The 18,882-nt window shown below is 35.8% G+C and carries 14 protein-coding genes; all 14 read right to left on the bottom strand.

All coding sequences use genetic code 11. From position 1 onward, the window contains the following. Window positions 1-753: 753 nt before the first annotated feature. Window positions 754-1,716 carry a tRNA dihydrouridine synthase gene (locus JCM9152_RS03060; RefSeq protein WP_035340784.1) on the bottom strand — a complete coding sequence of 321 codons (963 nt, stop codon included), beginning with the start codon at window positions 1,714-1,716 and terminating at the stop codon, window positions 754-756. 136 nt (window positions 1,717-1,852) lie between these two features. After that, window positions 1,853-2,863: a DUF3231 family protein gene (locus JCM9152_RS03055; protein ID WP_035340782.1), complete on the bottom strand. Its 1,011-nt coding sequence runs from the start codon at window positions 2,861-2,863 to the stop codon at window positions 1,853-1,855. A 441-nt stretch (window positions 2,864-3,304) separates the two neighbouring features. Next, the gene (locus tag JCM9152_RS03050) at window positions 3,305-4,273 is read right to left on the bottom strand and encodes a carbohydrate kinase family protein (RefSeq protein WP_035340780.1); all 969 of its coding nucleotides are present in this window, start codon (window positions 4,271-4,273) and stop codon (window positions 3,305-3,307) included. Window positions 4,274-4,410: 137 nt separating this feature from the next. Further along, a complete protein-coding gene (locus JCM9152_RS03045; protein ID WP_148296421.1) occupies window positions 4,411-4,797 on the bottom strand; it encodes a hypothetical protein in 387 nt (128 codons plus the stop codon). Next, window positions 4,794-5,648: a glycosyl hydrolase family 28-related protein gene (locus tag JCM9152_RS03040; RefSeq protein ID WP_035340776.1), complete on the bottom strand. Its 855-nt coding sequence runs from the start codon at window positions 5,646-5,648 to the stop codon at window positions 4,794-4,796. The genes JCM9152_RS03045 and JCM9152_RS03040 overlap by 4 nt, the downstream gene beginning before the upstream one ends. Before the next feature lie 227 nt (window positions 5,649-5,875). After that, window positions 5,876-7,324, bottom strand: a complete 1,449-nt coding sequence (locus tag JCM9152_RS03035; protein WP_035340775.1) for a glycoside hydrolase family 32 protein — start codon at window positions 7,322-7,324, stop codon at window positions 5,876-5,878. A 10-nt stretch (window positions 7,325-7,334) separates the two neighbouring features. Then, entirely contained in the window at window positions 7,335-8,939 is a 1,605-nt protein-coding gene (locus JCM9152_RS03030; RefSeq protein WP_035340774.1) for a type 2 periplasmic-binding domain-containing protein, read from the bottom strand. 19 nt (window positions 8,940-8,958) lie between these two features. Next, window positions 8,959-9,864: a carbohydrate ABC transporter permease gene (locus JCM9152_RS03025; RefSeq protein ID WP_035340773.1), complete on the bottom strand. Its 906-nt coding sequence runs from the start codon at window positions 9,862-9,864 to the stop codon at window positions 8,959-8,961. Window positions 9,865-9,881: 17 nt separating this feature from the next. Next, a complete protein-coding gene (locus JCM9152_RS03020; protein ID WP_035341080.1) occupies window positions 9,882-10,808 on the bottom strand; it encodes an ABC transporter permease in 927 nt (308 codons plus the stop codon). Between the two features lie 427 nt (window positions 10,809-11,235). Next, the gene (locus tag JCM9152_RS03015; protein WP_035341077.1) at window positions 11,236-12,219 is read right to left on the bottom strand and encodes a LacI family DNA-binding transcriptional regulator; all 984 of its coding nucleotides are present in this window, start codon (window positions 12,217-12,219) and stop codon (window positions 11,236-11,238) included. Window positions 12,220-12,790: 571 nt separating this feature from the next. Continuing rightward, complete coding sequence (locus JCM9152_RS21705; RefSeq protein ID WP_235715604.1) at window positions 12,791-15,805, bottom strand: GH32 C-terminal domain-containing protein; 3,015 nt, start codon at window positions 15,803-15,805, stop codon at window positions 12,791-12,793. A gap of 599 nt (window positions 15,806-16,404) precedes the next feature. Then, window positions 16,405-16,620, bottom strand: coding sequence for a YdbC family protein (locus JCM9152_RS03005; RefSeq protein ID WP_035340771.1), 216 nt, complete (start codon window positions 16,618-16,620; stop codon window positions 16,405-16,407). A gap of 841 nt (window positions 16,621-17,461) precedes the next feature. After that, on the bottom strand, window positions 17,462-18,070 hold the full coding sequence (locus JCM9152_RS02995; protein ID WP_035340765.1) for an FMN-binding negative transcriptional regulator: 609 nt from the start codon (window positions 18,068-18,070) through the stop codon (window positions 17,462-17,464). A gap of 40 nt (window positions 18,071-18,110) precedes the next feature. Next, the gene (locus JCM9152_RS02990; protein WP_035340762.1) at window positions 18,111-18,506 is read right to left on the bottom strand and encodes a hypothetical protein; all 396 of its coding nucleotides are present in this window, start codon (window positions 18,504-18,506) and stop codon (window positions 18,111-18,113) included. Window positions 18,507-18,882: the final 376 nt, after the last annotated feature.

Here is an 18,882-nt window from a genome sequence, read left to right as displayed (position 1 = left end):
TAATCGATATTATAAAGTTCATTTTCATGTCCTACTTCCACACTATTACGTTATCATAACACACATTACAGACCACTACTAGTCCTCCAAGCACGGTTAGATCATCGCACAATCGGCGAAATACTTAGTCATCTTGATCTAGTGACACAATCTAGGCAACAGACACTCCCTAATCGCCTAACCTTGTCAGAGTGCACCACATCACCCTAACATAACGCCACCTGATACCTTGCAATTTATTGATTGACACTACGAGCTAAATTGTATAATGTAAATAACTTAACGATTGTTATGTTATTTCATCAAGCCCCGGGGCATCCAAGAGCTACAGAGTAATTCTTTTGTTAACTTCCTTAATTTACTGAATGTTTTGACGACCTGTATTTGCCCTATTTTTAGCTAAATCACCAACATACCGCGGAAAATGTATGCTAAGGTGAAGATAGATTACAATATAGGGCACCGCCAGCCATAGAACTTCAAACCTGTGTTAAAGAATTTTTTCAAAGTGTGATTATAATTGTTTAGTTATTACACTAACCTTCCAATTACGTATTAAAAGGTCAGCCAGATATTTCTGGTTGACCTTTTTTAAATAGTTTTATTACGGTAGCCGAAATAGAACGTACTGTCCTTGGGAGGAGGCTCTCGTAAATTGCTCCCCGCCTCTTCTAAAGCTTTATCTGTACGAGTGGCTAGTTCTCACCGTTACTATATATAATGGCATCTTAACTACATTATACTAGTAGCAATCTACTCGCCCAAAAAGTCATCCAGCAATGCTCGAACTTCATCTGTTGACTGTGTGTTCATCAATTGATTTCTTAATGGACTCGCTCCTCTAAACCCACGAACATATATTTTGAAAAAGCGCTGAAGCGATTTGAACGGACGCGCTTCAAATTCCTTTGAATATTGATCGTAGAGGTCAAGGTGCAACCTTAAAAGATCCAACAATTCCTTACTACTATGCTCTTGTGGATTCGTTTCAAAGGCGAATGGATTGTGAAATATCCCACGCCCAATCATAATCCCATCAACGTCGTATTTTCGAGCAAGCTCCATACCTGTTTGACGATCAGGAATATCCCCGTTAATCGTCAAAAGAGTATCGGGTGCCACCGTATCACGAAGCTTCTTAATCTCCGGAATCAATTCCCAGTGTGCATCCACCTTACTCATTTCCTTTCTCGTACGAAGATGAATAGAAAGATTAGCGATGCCTTGTTTCAGTATGTGTGTAAGCCAGTCGTGCCATTCATCTACATCTGTATAACCAAGCCTTGTCTTCACACTTACGGGAAGCCCTCCCGCCTTTGCTGCTTGTATAAGTTCAGCAGCAACATCCGGACGGCAGATAAGACCTGATCCCTTGCCATTGGATGTCACGTTAGGTACAGGACAGCCCATGTTAATATCGACACCGCGAAAACCTTCCTTCGCCATTCCTATACTCATTTGCCGAAAATATTCCGGCTTATCCCCCCATATATGCGCCACAATCGGTTGTTCATCTTCAGTAAAAGTCAAACGCCCACGCACACTATGATGCCCCTCTGGATGACAGTAACTCTCCGTATTTGTAAACTCTGTAAAAAAAACATCAGGTCTAGCTGCCGCGCTTACGACATGTCGAAAAACAACATCTGTTACATCTTCCATTGGTGCCAATATAAAAAACGGCCGTGGTAATTCACGCCAAAAGTTATCAATCATGTTCAAATCCAAATCCTTTCACAATCGGAGCATCAGCAAAATTCCTGATATCCCCCAAAAATAAGAAGCAAAGATCACTCTGCTTCTTTTACACTTATACCATTGATAAGTACATTTTATCAAACGATAAAACCCTTTATTTATTTTTAGCTATATCATTTCGATCAGGTGCGATTGGAGGTTGCTCTAGCCATTTATTTTTTATCATAATATTAGCTCCATCCTCAGAATATAGCTGAATTTCTAATGACAACCGGTTATACATAACACCTATATCGACTCTAGGGCTTTGTGAAGTACTCGTCCCATAGTAACCAATACTTAAAGATATCAAGGAGGATGTATAGAACATCATCATTTTATCAGAAAATGTATGAGCCGTACTATTGGTTATTTCAGATGACCACGTAGTAGGTACAGGAAGGTTACTTTCTTCTAATTTTTCTCCAAATAACTTCGCATGCTTTTTCCCAATTTCTATTCCCCTTCTAATGAATAATGTAACATCTTGATCCTGTGCGACCTGGCTAAATCCTGTAAGCGTAGCGACTCCTAACGCATTTCTTTGGAGATTAGCAAACAAATTGGTTATTTCTGCGGCTACTAAAGGTCTTTTGTCATTAAATATATCCCATAAAAATCCTTGCTTTTTCACAAAAGAAATTTCCTCCAAGTTTTGCAGGTAAGGAGATCTTATGTATAGTCCTTTTGACAATAATAAATCCTTCGACATTTTAAATAACCGCATTGTCTCTGAGATACATTCGATGTAGTAGTCTGTTATATCTGCTCGTACAGTTGAGGATAAACTTGCTGCATAAGTAGTTAGACCAATCCTAGCCATCTGATTAATATAATTTAATACATATGTGTCAGAATACAATCTAGGAGCGGTTACATCCACATCCTCCTCTATCTTAAAACCATGTGGGACTTTATTTTTTTCTTCCGTAAGAATTTTAGTTATCTTTTGAACATGTGACTGAGACAATTTTAATGAATACGCAATGACAGGCTTTATTTCAGCATCCTCAACCTTTTCCAAAAAGTAAGTTAGCATACAGACACTTGCACTATCACTCATATATTGAGACCAAAGCTGTGAAATTTCTGCCGATGTTAGTCTAATCTGTTTTCCCTGCTTCAAAGTTTATCCCTCCATAAGTGTTCTATCGTGTATTTTGTCCATAAACTATAATGCTATGTAGTTTCCAAAAATAAAAAAGAGAAGGATGTACCTTCTCTAATAATATATTTCAACACGAAGATACTGCTGTAAAACATACGTTTTCGGTTTGAGTCCATATAAAAATGTCATTTACTAGCTAATATAGTAAATTCCCATGGAATATTTTCATTATTCCATCCACGATGTTCTTCAAATTTGTTTAATTTAAAACTAGAAGTGATAACTAAGGATATACGATCGAATAGACACATCCGGAAAGTCTAGTTGTTCATGTTCCTCGAAGTAATTTTTATATGCTAAGTCACCACTATGCTTTCATTGCGGAAAAGGATGATCGTTGTTTTGTCATCAAATGTTTAAGTATCGTTTGGTCTGCAGAAGAAGATTCATCTGCATAGTTTATTTCTTTTGAAATTTTACATCATCCAATGTTGGAATCGCTGCAATTGACCCTACATTTGTACATGTAAGAGCTGCAACCTTATTACTAAATAACGTTATTTCTCTAATTTGTTCAACATTCTCTAAAACACGTTTTGGTACCTTTTCCTTTGCTAACTGATAAAGCATTGCTCCAACAAATGCATCTCCGGCTCCTGTCGTGTCTATTGCTTTCACCTTTATACTTGGAATCGTCTCTTGTGTCATTCCATTTGAAATGAACGTTCCTCTACTTCCTAACGTTACTGCAACAAACTTAGCTCCATCGCGATGAAAAGCCTGAACCCCTTCTGCGGTGTCCTTGATTCCTGTAATGAGTTGTAGTTCTTCCTCACTGACTTTTACGAAATCAGAAAAAGTAATGGCTCTTTTCGCCAAAGCGACAAACTCCTGCTCATTCCCTTTCCACAAATCCGTCCGAAAATTAGGATCAAAGGAAATAAATTGATCTGCGAATTTTGCCTCTTTCATTGTGTTTAAATAAATTGTTTGAATTGGACCATTCAGTAAAGCTGTAGCTGAACCGAAGTGCAAAATGCGAGCACTATCTATTTTTCCCTTAACTAAATCTTCTTCTGTTAAAAACGCATCTGCACCACGATTAAATACAAAATCCCGCTCCCCATTCTCTTGTAAGGCCACGAAGGCAAGTGTCGTTGGATTCGTATCATCAAATACTAGCATTGAAGTATCAACCTTCAGCTCTTCTAACGTATTTTTCAAGAAATGGCCAAATGGATCATTGCCAACTTTCCCACAAATCATTGCATGTCCACCTAATTTTACTATCGATGCACAGACATTTGCCGGAGCACCACCTGGCTGTTTTTCAAATTTCATCCCTTTTATTAGATCATTTCCGGTATCCGTACAGAAGAAATCGATAAGTAACTCTCCAATACATACTATGGTTGAATGTGTTTGCATTTCCTAATCCTCCTTCTAACTACTTGATAACATATTCAGCATTTACGATTAACGACCTTGAAAAGAGGAAGAAATCTATTAACAATAGAAGTTTTCTTCCTCCCTCAATAAAGTTTAATTTCCTGATACTTTTGTAACTAATCAGGTAAGGTGACATTTACGTTACTATTATCCCCATGATTCTGAAATTCATTTTCATAGATACTATCTGTTACGATCGTGGAAGTCGCTGTATCGTTTACTACAATCTTAGCACTAGATGGATTCGTTACACCAATAGAATTATTTGAAATTCGATTGTTTTCTCCAGTCTCTACTAAAATAGCCGTATACCCTTCTGGCATACCATCAGCAATAATTTGATTCCCGCTAATATTAGTATTATAGGCTTCTACATGCAATATTCCCCATTCTATGTCCTTGTCATCAGGATGATTTCTATATTCCATCATAGAGATAACATTACCATTAATGACATTCCCATTACCATATTCCCCAAATTCATTTGGTAACAATTCAATCATCCATTATACCGGGCTGAAATAGTATTGCTCGCTATAGTCCCATGAATTGGGTTATATAGTCGTATATTACTTGAACCATCAGGATATATGTTGTTACCGCTTATATTAAACCATTTAGCATTTTCTAACTCAATCGTTACACCATCTGGCTGTGCGCCTAATGAGTTATTAACAATACTCGCCTGCTGTGAGGCCCCATTTAAAATAATGGAAGTCGTAGTTTCTGCAATCCAAGAATTACGTATCGAAGGGGCATCTGCTCCATGTAGTTGTACGCCAATTCCGATATTATTAATGACTAAATCATCAATTACAATGCGGTCAGTGTCTTGTACTGCCTCAATCCCAATACCATTATTCCCTTGACCTCGTAATTGAAAACTCTTGAATGATACACCAGAAATACGCTCACTATTCTCTTCATCTAGAATTTGTATCGCTGTCACACCAGGTTCGACAATTAATTTCGCACCACCACCCCCGAATTGAGTAGTATTAGTTGAACCATCTACACCACTGCGTAAACCGCTGTTATCTCCAATAATGGAAATATACGAACGGTCAATTGCTATTGGAGAATGAATGTAAAAATTCCCAACCGGAATATAAATCGTTCCACCGTTATCTCCCATATCTTGAATAATCTCATTAATGACTTTGGCATTATCAAAACCTGGACGATCGGATTGCGCTCCATAATCGATAATATTGTAATAGCCCGTTGTATTAGCTATCCCTAAATATTGACTCACACTATGAGGCAAAAGAGGGATCGTTGTTACAGCTACACCAGCTACTAAGCCAACAATCAAAATTACACTTACGATTAATACACTGTTAAGCTTCTTCATCCTATGCCCCTTTAAATATTCAATAAAAATCATATTTTTCTTTTATGCTCTTTTTTCCATTATAAGTAGGTATTTCACAAGACCACTGAAAACTTCTTTAATAAAAAATGATGTTAAAAAAATAGGCTTCTGAATTGCTTCTAAGCGACGTTTGAATGGCAGAGAGACATATTTCCCCCCCGAAACATAACTACTTTTCAGTGCACATTATTTTCACTTCTTTTTTATTAAAACCTTTTTGGTCCAGATATATAACCGTCTATTAGTTTAATTGATCCGCCTTTTGAAAAAAACGAAATCTGTTCACAGACGTTATCTGGATAAAGTAAGCTTGTCAGAACGTATTCTCCATCATTTAAAAAAACTTCGACTGATGACGTATCCTGAACGAAACGTATTTGTAAAAGATCTGTATTTGTTAGAGTAGCTATTTGATTTTTCAGGAAATTATCAGAGAAACTAATTTCTCCTGAATTTTTTCTATCTAATTCGCATGTGTTGTTAATTGAATCAATCGTTAATGTTGTGTATTGGCTATTTGTATGATGCAGTGTAATACCAAATAGATTAGCATCAATATTCTCGATATGAAGATCTAATTGTACGTATTGTTCATTCACAGGAAACATTTCTCGTTCATTTACAATCAGTTGTTCGATTGCATGTTTTTTTGCGAAGTAAGAATCGAGCTCCCTTACTAGTTTCTGGACGACCCTCTTGCCCGCTTGAGAATTTCGAAGAGTTAACTCCCTTGGAAGAGTCATTTGACTTCTCCAACCAGCTGTCGGCACTTGATTTGCATAACGCCAATTACTCATCCAGCCGAGATAAATACGTCTCCCATCTTCTTCAGGAATATCAGAAAAGCTCACACCTGCATAATTATCTTTTCCATAATCTAACCAACGAGTATCATTATGCTCTGCTTTAAAATGTGTACCATCAAAAGAACCAATAAAATATTGTGTACATGAACCAACATCAAATTGCTCGTTATCACCAACACTGCCAAATAAAACCCAGCGCTGCTCGTTACTGCCTTCAATCTTTAATTGAAATAAATCTGGACATTCCCAAACGCCATCGTGATAACCTATATTCTCACCAAATTCACTTTGAAACTGCCATTCTTTTAAATTTGTAGATGAGTATATACTAACTGTCTGACCAGTAGCCAAAACCATGATCCATTTGCTTGTTTCATTGTGCCAGAATACTTTTGGGTCTCTGAAATCAATCTTTGTTTCATGCTCCAATACTGGATTCTCTTCATACTTTACCCATGTTCTCCCATGATCATGACTATAAGCAATGCTTTGTGTTTGCTTTACTGCCGCACCACCTGATTCATGATGATGGGTGAAAATAGCTACTATTCCTGGTTCTTCTGGGAAAAATCCGGATGTATTATTCCAATCAATCACTGCACTTCCAGAGAAGATCGTTCCTTTTTCATCTGGGTATAAGGCAATATCTAGTTCTTCCCATGTGATCAAGTCTTTACTGACAGCGTGGCCCCAATGCATGGGACCCCAAACGCTGTCATTTGGATTATATTGATAGAATAGATGATACTCTCCTTTAAAGTAAATTAACCCATTTGGATCGTTCATCCAATTTCTTTGTGGTGCAAAGTGTAAATTCGGCCTATACTTATCTATGTTTTGAATAGTCATGTTCTTCTCCTTAATTCGTTGTTCGATCATATCCATTTTGCATAATTTCGATCCATTCTTGATAACCTAAACGATTCAATTCTACTAAATGCGCTTCCCATTCATCTTCAACGTTCCCATTTATAATCCACTCAGCTCTTTTTCGATCTATATATGGAAATAAATCAGCCTCGATCGTAGAGATTCGATCAAGCTCTTCTTTACTAAAGAAGATATTCGGTAGTACATTTTCCGCTTGCATATGTGGAACCATGACCTCTTCCATTAAATTCAGTCTCCATGCTGCATCGTCAGGCATCGTCGTAAACTCATCATAATAGCTATCAAGTATAGCCAATGGTCCTCCAACAGAGGTTTTTTCTCTTAATTCAACTGGTGGTGTTCCTTCTAAATCAAGATGCCGTAGCATTTGGCTACTTTCATCCCATTCAAAAATATTTTGCTGCTCATCATCACCATAAGTACCCCAGTTGTTTTGTACAGATTGATATGGATCGTATAGTTGATCAATCCATTTAGCTGTTAATTCTAAGTTTTCATTCGCACTTGTGATAACCATTCTTGAACGGTCAAATCCCATACCATTCGTCCTCGTCACATTTTTATGCCCATCTGGTCCTTCAAGAGGAGGCATTAGATCGTACCTATCGTTCATACCAGTAATATTTGCTTTATCCCAAGTGAAATAAAGACCATAGCGATTTTCTTGTCCTTTTGCCACATAAACAGACCAGTCATGTTCAAAAGCTTCTACATCAATTAATCCTTCTTCGTACAATTCACTCATAAAGTTAAATGAATCAATATAATCTTCATGAGCTGCAGTTAATACAACTTCTCCATCATTTGTCACAATTGTGCGTCCCCAGTTATCACCGATACCAAACGATCCAAATAAGAAACCTGGATCTTCGCCTCCGTGGTTAATCATAAAGGACATAGGAATCGTTTGTCCGTCCCCTGCTGGGTCATGGTCTTTAAAAGCGATCAACACTTCTTTTAATTCCTCCGTAGTTGTAGGCATATCTAATCCGAGTTTATCTAACCACTCGACATTTATCCAAGGGAAGTTATCAACTGAGTGGATACTTCCTTTATTAGAACCTAGCTCTTCAATCCAAGGAAAGGCATATATATTTCCATCTGGGGCAGTCATCATCTCGCGATACTCCGGCGCCTTTTCCAACACTGCTTGTAAATTAGGCATATAATTGTCTATTAAATCATTTAAAGGAATAATCACATCGTCTTCGGCATAGTTTAAAAGCTCATAATCACTAAAACGCGCATTCTTAATAGCATCCGGCATTTCTCCTGTAGCAAGTGCTAAATTCCTTCTTTCAGCAAACGTCTCACCAACAAAGTTTTGCCACTCTATATGGACACCTGTTTGCTCTTCTAAACGTTGATAAATCAACTTTTCGTTAGGGTCGTCAGGTGCTATTGGCGCACTTTCAGTCATAATTTTAAGAGATATCCCTTCTTCCTCTATAGGAAAGGAAATATTCGATAATCCGTAATCTTCTGACCAGGTTTGTTCATTACCATTACTACATCCTGTTATAACGACGGCTCCAATGATTGATAAAGATAATGCTTTTAATATTTTTTTCAAATGAATCCCCTCACTTTTTTTATTTTAATGAACCTACCATTACCCCTTTTTCAAAATACTTTTGGAAAAATGGGTACATAATCATCAGTGGTAGACTTGCTACAACAATAGAAGAGTATTTAATCATTTCAGCAATTCTCTGCATTTCGGCCCGTGCTAATTGATCACCAATCATTCCAGGTTGCACTTCATTTTGCACGAGAATTTCACGTAAAATTAATTGCAACGGATAGAGAGAGCGGTCATTAAGGTAAATCATTGCATCAAAATAGGAATTCCAATTTCCGATAAAAGCAAACAACGCAATAACGAATATAATTGGCTTCGATAAAGGTAATATGATGCTAAAGAATATTCTTAAGTCTGATGCTCCATCAATTCTCGCTGCTTCCTTCAATTCATTAGGTAAGCCTTTGAAAAAGGTTCTTGCTAGAATAATATTCCAAATACCGATAGCTCCCGGAAGGATAATTGCCCAAGGTGTATCAACTAAACCTAGGGAACGAACGACTAAATAAGTTGGAATCATTCCTCCATTAAAGAACATTGCAAACAGGAAATAAACAGTAAATATTTTTTTCCCTACAAGGTCATCAATCGATAAAGAATAACCTGCGAGAACCGTAAACGTAATCGATACTAACGTAAAGCCAGTTGCATAAAAAACGGAATTTAAAAATCCACGCATGATCGTTCCATCTTCAAATATTCGAACGTATCCATCAATTGTCCAATGCTCAGGGTTAAAGGATATCCCTCTCGTTAGCAATACATTTGGTTGTAAAAATGAACCTAGAACAACATATATAAGAGGTACGGTAACACATATGACGATTAAGCCTAGAAATATCCTATTTATAAAAAGTAATAATCTATCAATCTTCGAATTATTTATTAGTTGAGTCTTGTGCTTTCTTTTTTTCATAAGATCCTACTCCCTTCTTAATAAAGGGTTTCACCTTTGAGTTTTTTAACAACGGTATTGGCTGTTACTAGTAAAATAAGTCCAATAATGGTATTAAACAATCCAACGGCTGCACCAAATGACCAGTCACCTGCTATCAAACCTCTTTTATACACATACGTATCAATGATCTCTGATGCTGGTAGGTTCATTGAGGTTTGAAGTAAGTATGCCTTTTCAAATCCAATAGACATAATTCCTCCAATAGATAAAATAAACAGAACAGCCATAACTGGTTTCAAAACCTGAAAATCGATGTGCCATATTCTTTGCAAAAGTGATGCCCCATCAATCGTTGCTGCGTCATGCAGCTGTGGGTCCGTATTCGACAATGCTGCTACATATACAATCGAAGCAAATCCTGCCCCTTGCCAGATTCCTGAAGCGATGAAAACCGTCCTAAAGTAATCAGGATCAGACATAAACGATATTGGATTATTGATAAATATTGTCAATAATGAATTAATAGGTCCTGATGGTGAAAGAAAAATAAAAACCATCCCTGCTAACACGACTGTTGAAATAAAATATGGAGCATAGATAACTAATTGAATATTTTTCTTTATACTAGATTTCCTTACCTGGTTTAACATAATAGCTAATATGACAGGAACTGGGAACCCAATTAAAAGCTCGAATGTACTAAGCTTGATCGTATTCATAAATATTTGATAAAAGTTTGGGGAAGTTAAGAAACTACGAAAATGTTCAAAACCTACCCACTCACTCCCCATAATCCCCCTAGCAACACTAAAATCTTTAAAGGCAATAAGTACCCCATACATTGGAACATAATTAAATGTAAAAACTAAAATAACGGCAGGAGCTAAAAATAAATACAATAAATAATTTTTTTTGATATAGTTTAAACGGCTTCTTTTTTTCTTATTTAGCACCATTGCCATTTCACTTAGAGACTCCAAATTTTTAGACATAAAACCCCCCCTGTCTATCATTCTTCATAAAATAACCATCAAACTTACTTCCATTCTTAAACTGACAACAAACACCCCTTTCAAGGAACAGGTATACAAACTCAAAACCTTTACATAGAGCTAATGATAGCGTTTTCTGAAATGACATAACTAAATGACTTTTCCTTTTCTTCTTACATTTATGATGGAATGAATTCCACAGTTAGATTATATGTCATCCGGTTCCATATGTCAACCGGTTTCATAACGTCCATATCTTCGTCAAAGAATAGCCCCTTCTCCTCTTTAATAAAAACAAACTCTTATCTTGAAAAATGTCACAACTTTTCAAGATAAGAGTCGCTTTTTAAAGAGAATGAATAAGAACGCTTTCAAATCGACTAATCAATGGCTAACTTTAAGTCGTACGTCCCTCTATTAATTTTATAGGCAACCATGTTTCTAATTGTAAATCATGGTTCTCATTTTCTATCATTTTCAGTAATGAATCAATCGCTACTTTTGCTATTTGATCAATTGGCTGCTGGATCGTTGACAATTCAGGTAAGAGACTTTTACTTGTCTCTGTTCCATCGTAACCAATGACTTTTAATTGATCAGGTATTGAAATTTCTCTTTTTTTTGCTTCTACAATCACAGCCGCAGCTAATAAATCATCACTTGCAAAGATACCATCCACATCAGGATGCTGATCAAATAAAGTAGATATCACTTTTATATGATTATTAGAATCAAGTACATTTTCCACACTATAGGTGATAGGAGTACGGCTATATGAATTCATAACATCAACATACGCTTGCTTACGTAAATTTGCTGGTGTTTCTAATGAGTCTGGTCCATGAATATGAATAATTTGTTTGCATTTTTTTGAAACTAATAATTCAGTTGCCTGTTTTCCTCCCTCATAATTATCAGAACCAATGACAGGAATCGTATCAGATAAATAATGATCGATTGCGACAACAGGATTCTTTTTATTATCTGAATTTATTAGTCCTCGATTATACGTTATAACAATCACTCCATCGACTTGATTTCTAAGTAACATATCCCAATACTTCTGCTCTTTATCACTTCGATTAGAACTATTACATAATAAAACTCTATACCCTAATTCGTCACATAAATTTTCGATATGAAAAGTTAATTCCCCAAAAAATGGATTACTTGTTGTTGGTACAATTAAACCAATGATATAAGAACGTTTTTTATACAACGAACGTGCTAAATCGTTGGGTACATAATGAAGTTCCTCCATCGCTTTATAGACGAGGTCTTTCGTTTTATCACTAATATAACCTCTGTTATTAAGCACTCGGGATACTGTTGTTTTGGATACACCGGCTTTTTTTGCTACATCACTTATTTTCGGTTTCAACTTCCATTCTCCTAACATCATCAAATATTTATCAAATAACACATGTATTTTTGTGAAAACCATTATAAATCCAGCTGTTGATGATATATCTCTGTTATATGTCATTACAATTTAAAAACGAAAGAATCACTCTCCAGTCGGGTGAATAAAATAAAATCACCAGACAACGATATTAGTATAAGTATAGCATTAGTATACCTTGATATGGTAAAAATGATAATTGTAGAACAATATGTATGCATCACTAGAAGCGTAATTAATTCACCTTATGTCAACCGGTAACATATATAGTATATGAGAATTTTGTCCTCTGTCAATATTTTAAATCTACTAACATTCACAATGCTCTAATTAAAAAAGCACCTTAAGAAAAGTTGCACAGCAGTCTTTTCTTTAAAGCAGCGTGCGAAACCGCTGTAGCCGTCGCTCTCCTTTGAGTTTGCCTACACCCTCTATGCTTTTCCCACATGTCTTCCTCGTATGTTATACTTTCTTATCTTTTAAAAAAACTGCCCGAAAAGGTAATACCCCTTTCGGACAGCCACTTTAACACTGAGTACATCTTACGTATTTAGCTTTCATTTTCTCTCTTTCTATAACGATACATTACCGTTCCACCGATTGTGACCAATACCATTCCCAGCAATAAAAAGTTAAACAAAACAGTACTTGTATTCGGTAATTTATCGCTGTCGGATAGTACCTCATCAACCCCTTCTTGTGATTTCGTTTCATGAAGATAGAATTCAACCTCCGATATCGCTGCTTGTAATTCACTTATCGCTGTATTTAATTCATCTTTTGAATATATATTTTCAAGCTTTTCCATTGCACTATTTATAGCAGCTTGTAGTACTTGATAAGATTCTTCTGTCATACTTTTATTTGTTAACTTTATGGCTCTTTCTATTAATTCTTCCAAATCACTTACATCAATCTCTTTTTTTATGGGGACAGGGGCTGATTCCTTTAATTGTAAATCATTAATACTTTCTTGTAACCGTTCAATAGCAATTAACAACTCTTCATCGGTAGTGATAGTCTCAAGATCTTCAATTGCTCTTTTAATGGCCTCTTGCAATCTTTGAAATGAGGCTTCCGTTACACCCTTATTTGTAATTCCTTTTGCGGAATTTATTAATTTTTTTAAATCCGTTACATCGATTTCATGATCGAATATAGGATCCGATAGTTTTTCAACTTTAAAATTATGGAATTCAGCTTTTGTATTTTCATTTATCAGACCTACACTCATGTCACCTTTCATTTCGACTATTCTTTCATACATTTGTTCACCATTTATATAAAAAGTAAAGATGTCACCTTCTTTCTCTACTTTTAGCGTTGATGCTTCTTGAAGATCCGTACCTGCTGGTAAATCAACGCCTTCCCAACCGAAATCTTGGTGGTGGTTTCTTGCAAATGTTTCAAGCTGATTAATATCCACGTTGAAAAAGGCTGAGACCATTGTTCCTTCTTTGTCTTGAATAGTAACTCCATATTTCGGAAAGCCTTCATCGCCTTGGTCAATCCATTGTATATCAGTAAAAACTCTAAAGTCAGTAGTAAGAACTTCCTCTCTAAAAATCTCTTTCCACTCAGGACTGAATTCAATATGACTACTTAAACTGGTCTTATCGAATATATCCCAGTTCCCAGAAGAAACTCCCGTTAAAGGAGATGGCCCCCAACCGTTAATATACTTAGAGGTTCTATCCTCTACCACTCTTACAATAATATCTTTGGAAATACCACTATTTGGATCGCTTACTGTAACTGAGGTTGTACCCATTTCTAGTCCAGTAATAGAAACAGTTGTCTCATCAATTGCTTTCAAGTCAATTAGATTTGCTTCTGCAACCTCCCAATCAAAAGAGTTTAATGTATTTAACCAATCCGGCTTAGCATGAGCAATCACTTCAGTAAGTTCTCCTATTTCTAAAACAACTTCTTCCTCACTAACAACGATTCGTTCTATTTCTCTATCTGCCGGCGACTCTCTCCATATCGAATCTAGATGGTAAAAGTCGAGTGAGATAACTTCCACCTTACCACCATGTGAATATAGCTCAATTCCTCTATTTGTTGGTTTTGTGTATATAAGATTTGTAAAAACATACTCACCATCATCGATAAATAGTTCTACCGAAGAATCATCTACTAATCCTCTTAGTTTTATTTGTTTTATGTCAGTCGGGTAATCCGTTTCAAAGCGTTTTCCAAATTGAAAAGTGTCTCCATTTCGATCAATTAATGTTTCAAGTCCTGCATTGGTACGATCAAGGAAAATGGTTTGTGAGTTTACATCAACTCCGACAACTGTTTCGTTTTCTTCAGACTGTCTTAGACGAATCCCAAACTCATCAACATCATCGTACGCAATAACTATTTCAAATTCATATGTTGTCCCTGAAAAATCTTTGATTAAATGCTCACCCTCAAGTATAAATGGGTCTATCATGTGTTTTGTTGCCCGTAGGCTTTCTATTTCACTAATTGGTTCCTGGAATAAACGAATGCTATCATCTTCAACTGTCCTTAATGACAATTCCCTTGGAATAGACATAGCGCCCATCCATGGAAATGTTGGAGATTGATAGGGGTAACGCCAATTCGCCATCCATCCTAACCATATCCGTCGGCCATCAGCAGCAGAAATATTATTAAAAGACTGAGCTGCATAAAAGTCCTGTCCAAAGTCAGTAAATAATACTTCGTCAGCTGAATTTATGTTCGTAAATTCATATCCGTCAAATTCTCCAACAAAGTATTGTGCTGTCGAGCCATCCGTAACATGATTATCGCCAATGCTCACATGTAATACCCATTTTTGATTATTCTTATCACCATCAACTGGCAACTTAAACAAATCTGGACATTCCCATACTGCAACTTGTGAACCTTGATCATCTCCAAAGCTACTTTGATATTCCCACTCGATCAAGTTAGGTGAGTTATAAATGGCTACACTTTTATCAGTGCTAACAACCATCACCCATTTTTCTGTCTCATCATGCCAAAAAACTTTAGGATCACGGAAATCTTTTATTCCAGGGTTTTCAATTATAGGATTTCCAGCATAACGCTCCCACGTTCTTCCATTGTCTTTGCTGTAGGCAATACTTTGTGCTTCTCCACCATGAGTACTTGTATAAATAGCTACCATTCCTGCTTCTCCAGCAAAAAAACCGCTCGTATCGTTCCAGTCTACTACAGCACTTCCAGATAGAGCCTGACCTAATTCATCATGCTCCAAAGCTATTGGAAGGTGCTCCCAATGAATAAGGTCCTGACTAACGGCATGAGCCCATGTTCCCATCTTTTGATGAAATAAATGGTATTCACCTTCAAAATATACGAGCCCATTTGGATCAGCTAGCCTTCCTGTTGGTGTAGAAAAGTGAAATTGTGGACGATACAACTCTGTATAATAATCCTTCGACTCTACTAGCATACTCCCATTATTTCCTCCTATATTTGATATAGAATCTTCGTCTTCTGCACTTATTATTACCGTCCCGCTAACAAATAAAGTAAATACAAAGATTAGCATTGATACTCTTAAATATCGATTCTTCCTATGCATGAACTAACCTCCTATTAATTTTAACTACTACCAACAATGATTAAAGGCTGCTTCACATATTCATAAAAGTGAATATCGTTTATCTAGATCAAAATATTTAATCAGTAAAGGCAACCTTTGAAAATTTTCGTTTCTACTTTAGTAATGTTGAGTTAAAACTTTTTATAGTTTGTTAGCGCTTCCAAACTTACACAAAAAAATAAAAGACATGATGTTATTAAAAACATATGTCAACCGGTTACATACATATTAATTTATAATTTCTCAAAATGTCAATAACTTTTTAATCACTATCAACTCTATCTGAAAATTCATATTTTGTAATTTGTCCCCTGGATTCTTGGTTATTTGAGAATGTTACCTCTTTATTAGGTTAGATTAGTAGGTAAGGTATTTCCCTTTTTCTAGTTGAAAATATCATATCCTTGATATAAGCCCATTTTGAGTAAGTGATAATACGTATTAATGTCTCTTTTGATCACATTGCTAATATGCCTATTCGTTTTGCTTTTTGTTGTGAATGTTTTTTCCAAATTTAGTAACCTTTAAGAGCAACTTTTTAATGAAGTTACTCTTATCAATTAATTATGCCTTTTTCCCTACACCTTTTGTAAAGCCTCTTTCAGCTTTTCCATTTCTTCCTTTGAAATGGTAACCCCTTTGCCCATCTTCTCATGGTTCGGAGCCCAGTCACGAATGTCATACTTCGGCTCACGGCCGTTCCAGCTAATGAGATTCAATTCTTTCGTCCAGCCTTTCGGAGATTCAGACAATACCGCAATGTGTTCTGTAATTTCGAATTTTAATTCAGCCATACGTAATACCCTCCTATTATTCTAATCATATCATTTCTACGCATGTGTCCAAAATGATACTTCATACAGTGACTTCTCTTCTCAAACACATCCTAATCCCATTATTTAGATTTAGCAAATACTATTTAGTGTCATCTTAATTAAGGACCAGACGTTAATCCAATCACCATTAAAATAAATACCAAAAGATACACTAACAGAATGAAACTAATCACAATAGGTGCTACGTTTTTTACGAACCCTTTTTCCTTTTTATAGTAAGCAATGACCGTATAAATAAGACTGAGTATCCCTAAAAATAACGAACCATAAAAAAGTACTATCAATATTATATATTCTAATCCTTGTGGAGTGTCTGAAGCAAAAACATAACAAGAGAGAAGCCCTACTCCACAAATGATACTCAATATGGCTGACCATTTTCCATACTTCAAACAACCACCCTTTCATTTCTCTTTTTCATATCATATTTCCCGCTCCATTTTCGATCCTATATTAAAAGGAAAACACAATCATAATTTTAAATACAAATTATGTTATGCAATTATTTTGTCTTGTTATGTTTAAAGTAATTCTTCAATCTCAGCGATTAAAGTGTTTGTATTGACTTCACCTTTAATGGATTTGACCAATGTAAAGTTTTGATCAATGATAAGGGTTACTGGCAGATTGGAAATATTGTATAAAGTTGAAACGTCATCTTCTCGATCGTATAAAACGAGTAGATCAATATTTTTGCCCCGTCGTTTTGCTTGTTCACTAACCTATCCCATTGGCGCAAGAAGGGACGACAACTACATTCATCCACTAAGCACCTGTAAGTGCAAGCAACATTGAACAATTATTTCTTTATATTTGCCTTCATTAATAAGGCAATCTCTTGCTCATCTGTATTTGGAATTTGTTCTAGTTGATGAATCACTAGTTCTTGTCGCTGCAATGAATGATTTTGACTTAACTTAGCTTTTCCTTCTATCTTATTGATTTTTATTTTGAAGCCTTGAACTCCTTTGCTCATTCCATCGAGAAACTCAGCATCTACATCCTGTAATCTGTATGAACTATCAGGGGTTTCATATTTCAGTACCATTTCATGTAAGGAGCCCATTAACTCATCTTCACCTAACAGCTCGACTTCTCCATAAACATGAGCTGTCACGTAATTCCATGTTGGCACTGCTTTTTTCGTTTCATACCATGATGGTGAGATATAACAATGTGGACCATGGAAAATAGCTAGAACCGTTTGATTGTTGATATCTTTCCACTGAGGATTCGAGCGAGCAAAGTGCCCATATAAATATGTATTCTCCTTATTCAAAATCAACGGTAAATGAGTTGCAAATGGCATTCCATTGTGTTGAGAACAAAGAGTCGCAAAACTATTTTCTTTCATAATGTCGTAAACTATTTTTTCATCTGTAACTTTAAAATGTGAAGGGATATACATGATTGTTTCTCCTATCTTTCTTTTTCTCACTATACGATCATTAAGTTTTCACTTTATATATACTATGAGAAATATAGTAGCCACATAAAATTAAGGCTAAAATTTCTAACATATATAAATCTATGCTACTATGGAGTTGTTCATAGAATAACCCTAGTAGACTAACGATTAGAAATGGAAATATACCAAGTATAATCAGCTTGGGGAGATTCATCCTCCACCTCCCTTCTGCTTTAATTTCTTTCATTAAGTGTTTATTTCCTAGTAAAATTCCAAATGCTATCAGCACAGTTATTGGCGTTACAATGGATAATATATGTAAAAATGGTGTTGTAGGGAAAAATGAGGTGTTTTTCCATCCCTGTGATTGTTCTAATAACCATGCGGAAATAAATAAAAGGAAAATCCACAAAAATAACCTTTTTAAATAAGTCAATCTACATCCCCCTTGTATAAAAAACTAATGCCGATCTGACCTCATTTTCTACGTTAATACACTTAATTCAATATTAAAAACGATAATCCTTCATGGATCATCGCTCCCTTTCACTTATTGAGATTGCCTACTTAGCGCAATAAACGAAGCGTCCAAACTTATTCAACTATCGCATCCGTTTGTCTAATAATTTTTTTTGATCGCTAAAATGTGACCTTCATTCTCTAATACGACTTTTGCTTTTTCAATTGAATGGCTTTTAATAAGTAAGTAATCAGATAGCAGGAGACTTTCTAGGGTTACGTCTCCTCCTACCATGCACTCATAATTCCACCCGTTTTCAAATAAAATCCATATCTAATATAAGGAAATTTAG

Origin of the sequence: Halalkalibacter hemicellulosilyticusJCM 9152 (genome assembly GCF_000513115.1) — a bacterium.
Classification (GTDB): Bacteria; Bacillota; Bacilli; order Bacillales; family Bacillaceae_D; genus Halalkalibacter; species Halalkalibacter hemicellulosilyticus.
Note: the sequence above shows the minus strand (reverse complement) of the source record. Positions and strands in the feature narration are given on the sequence as shown.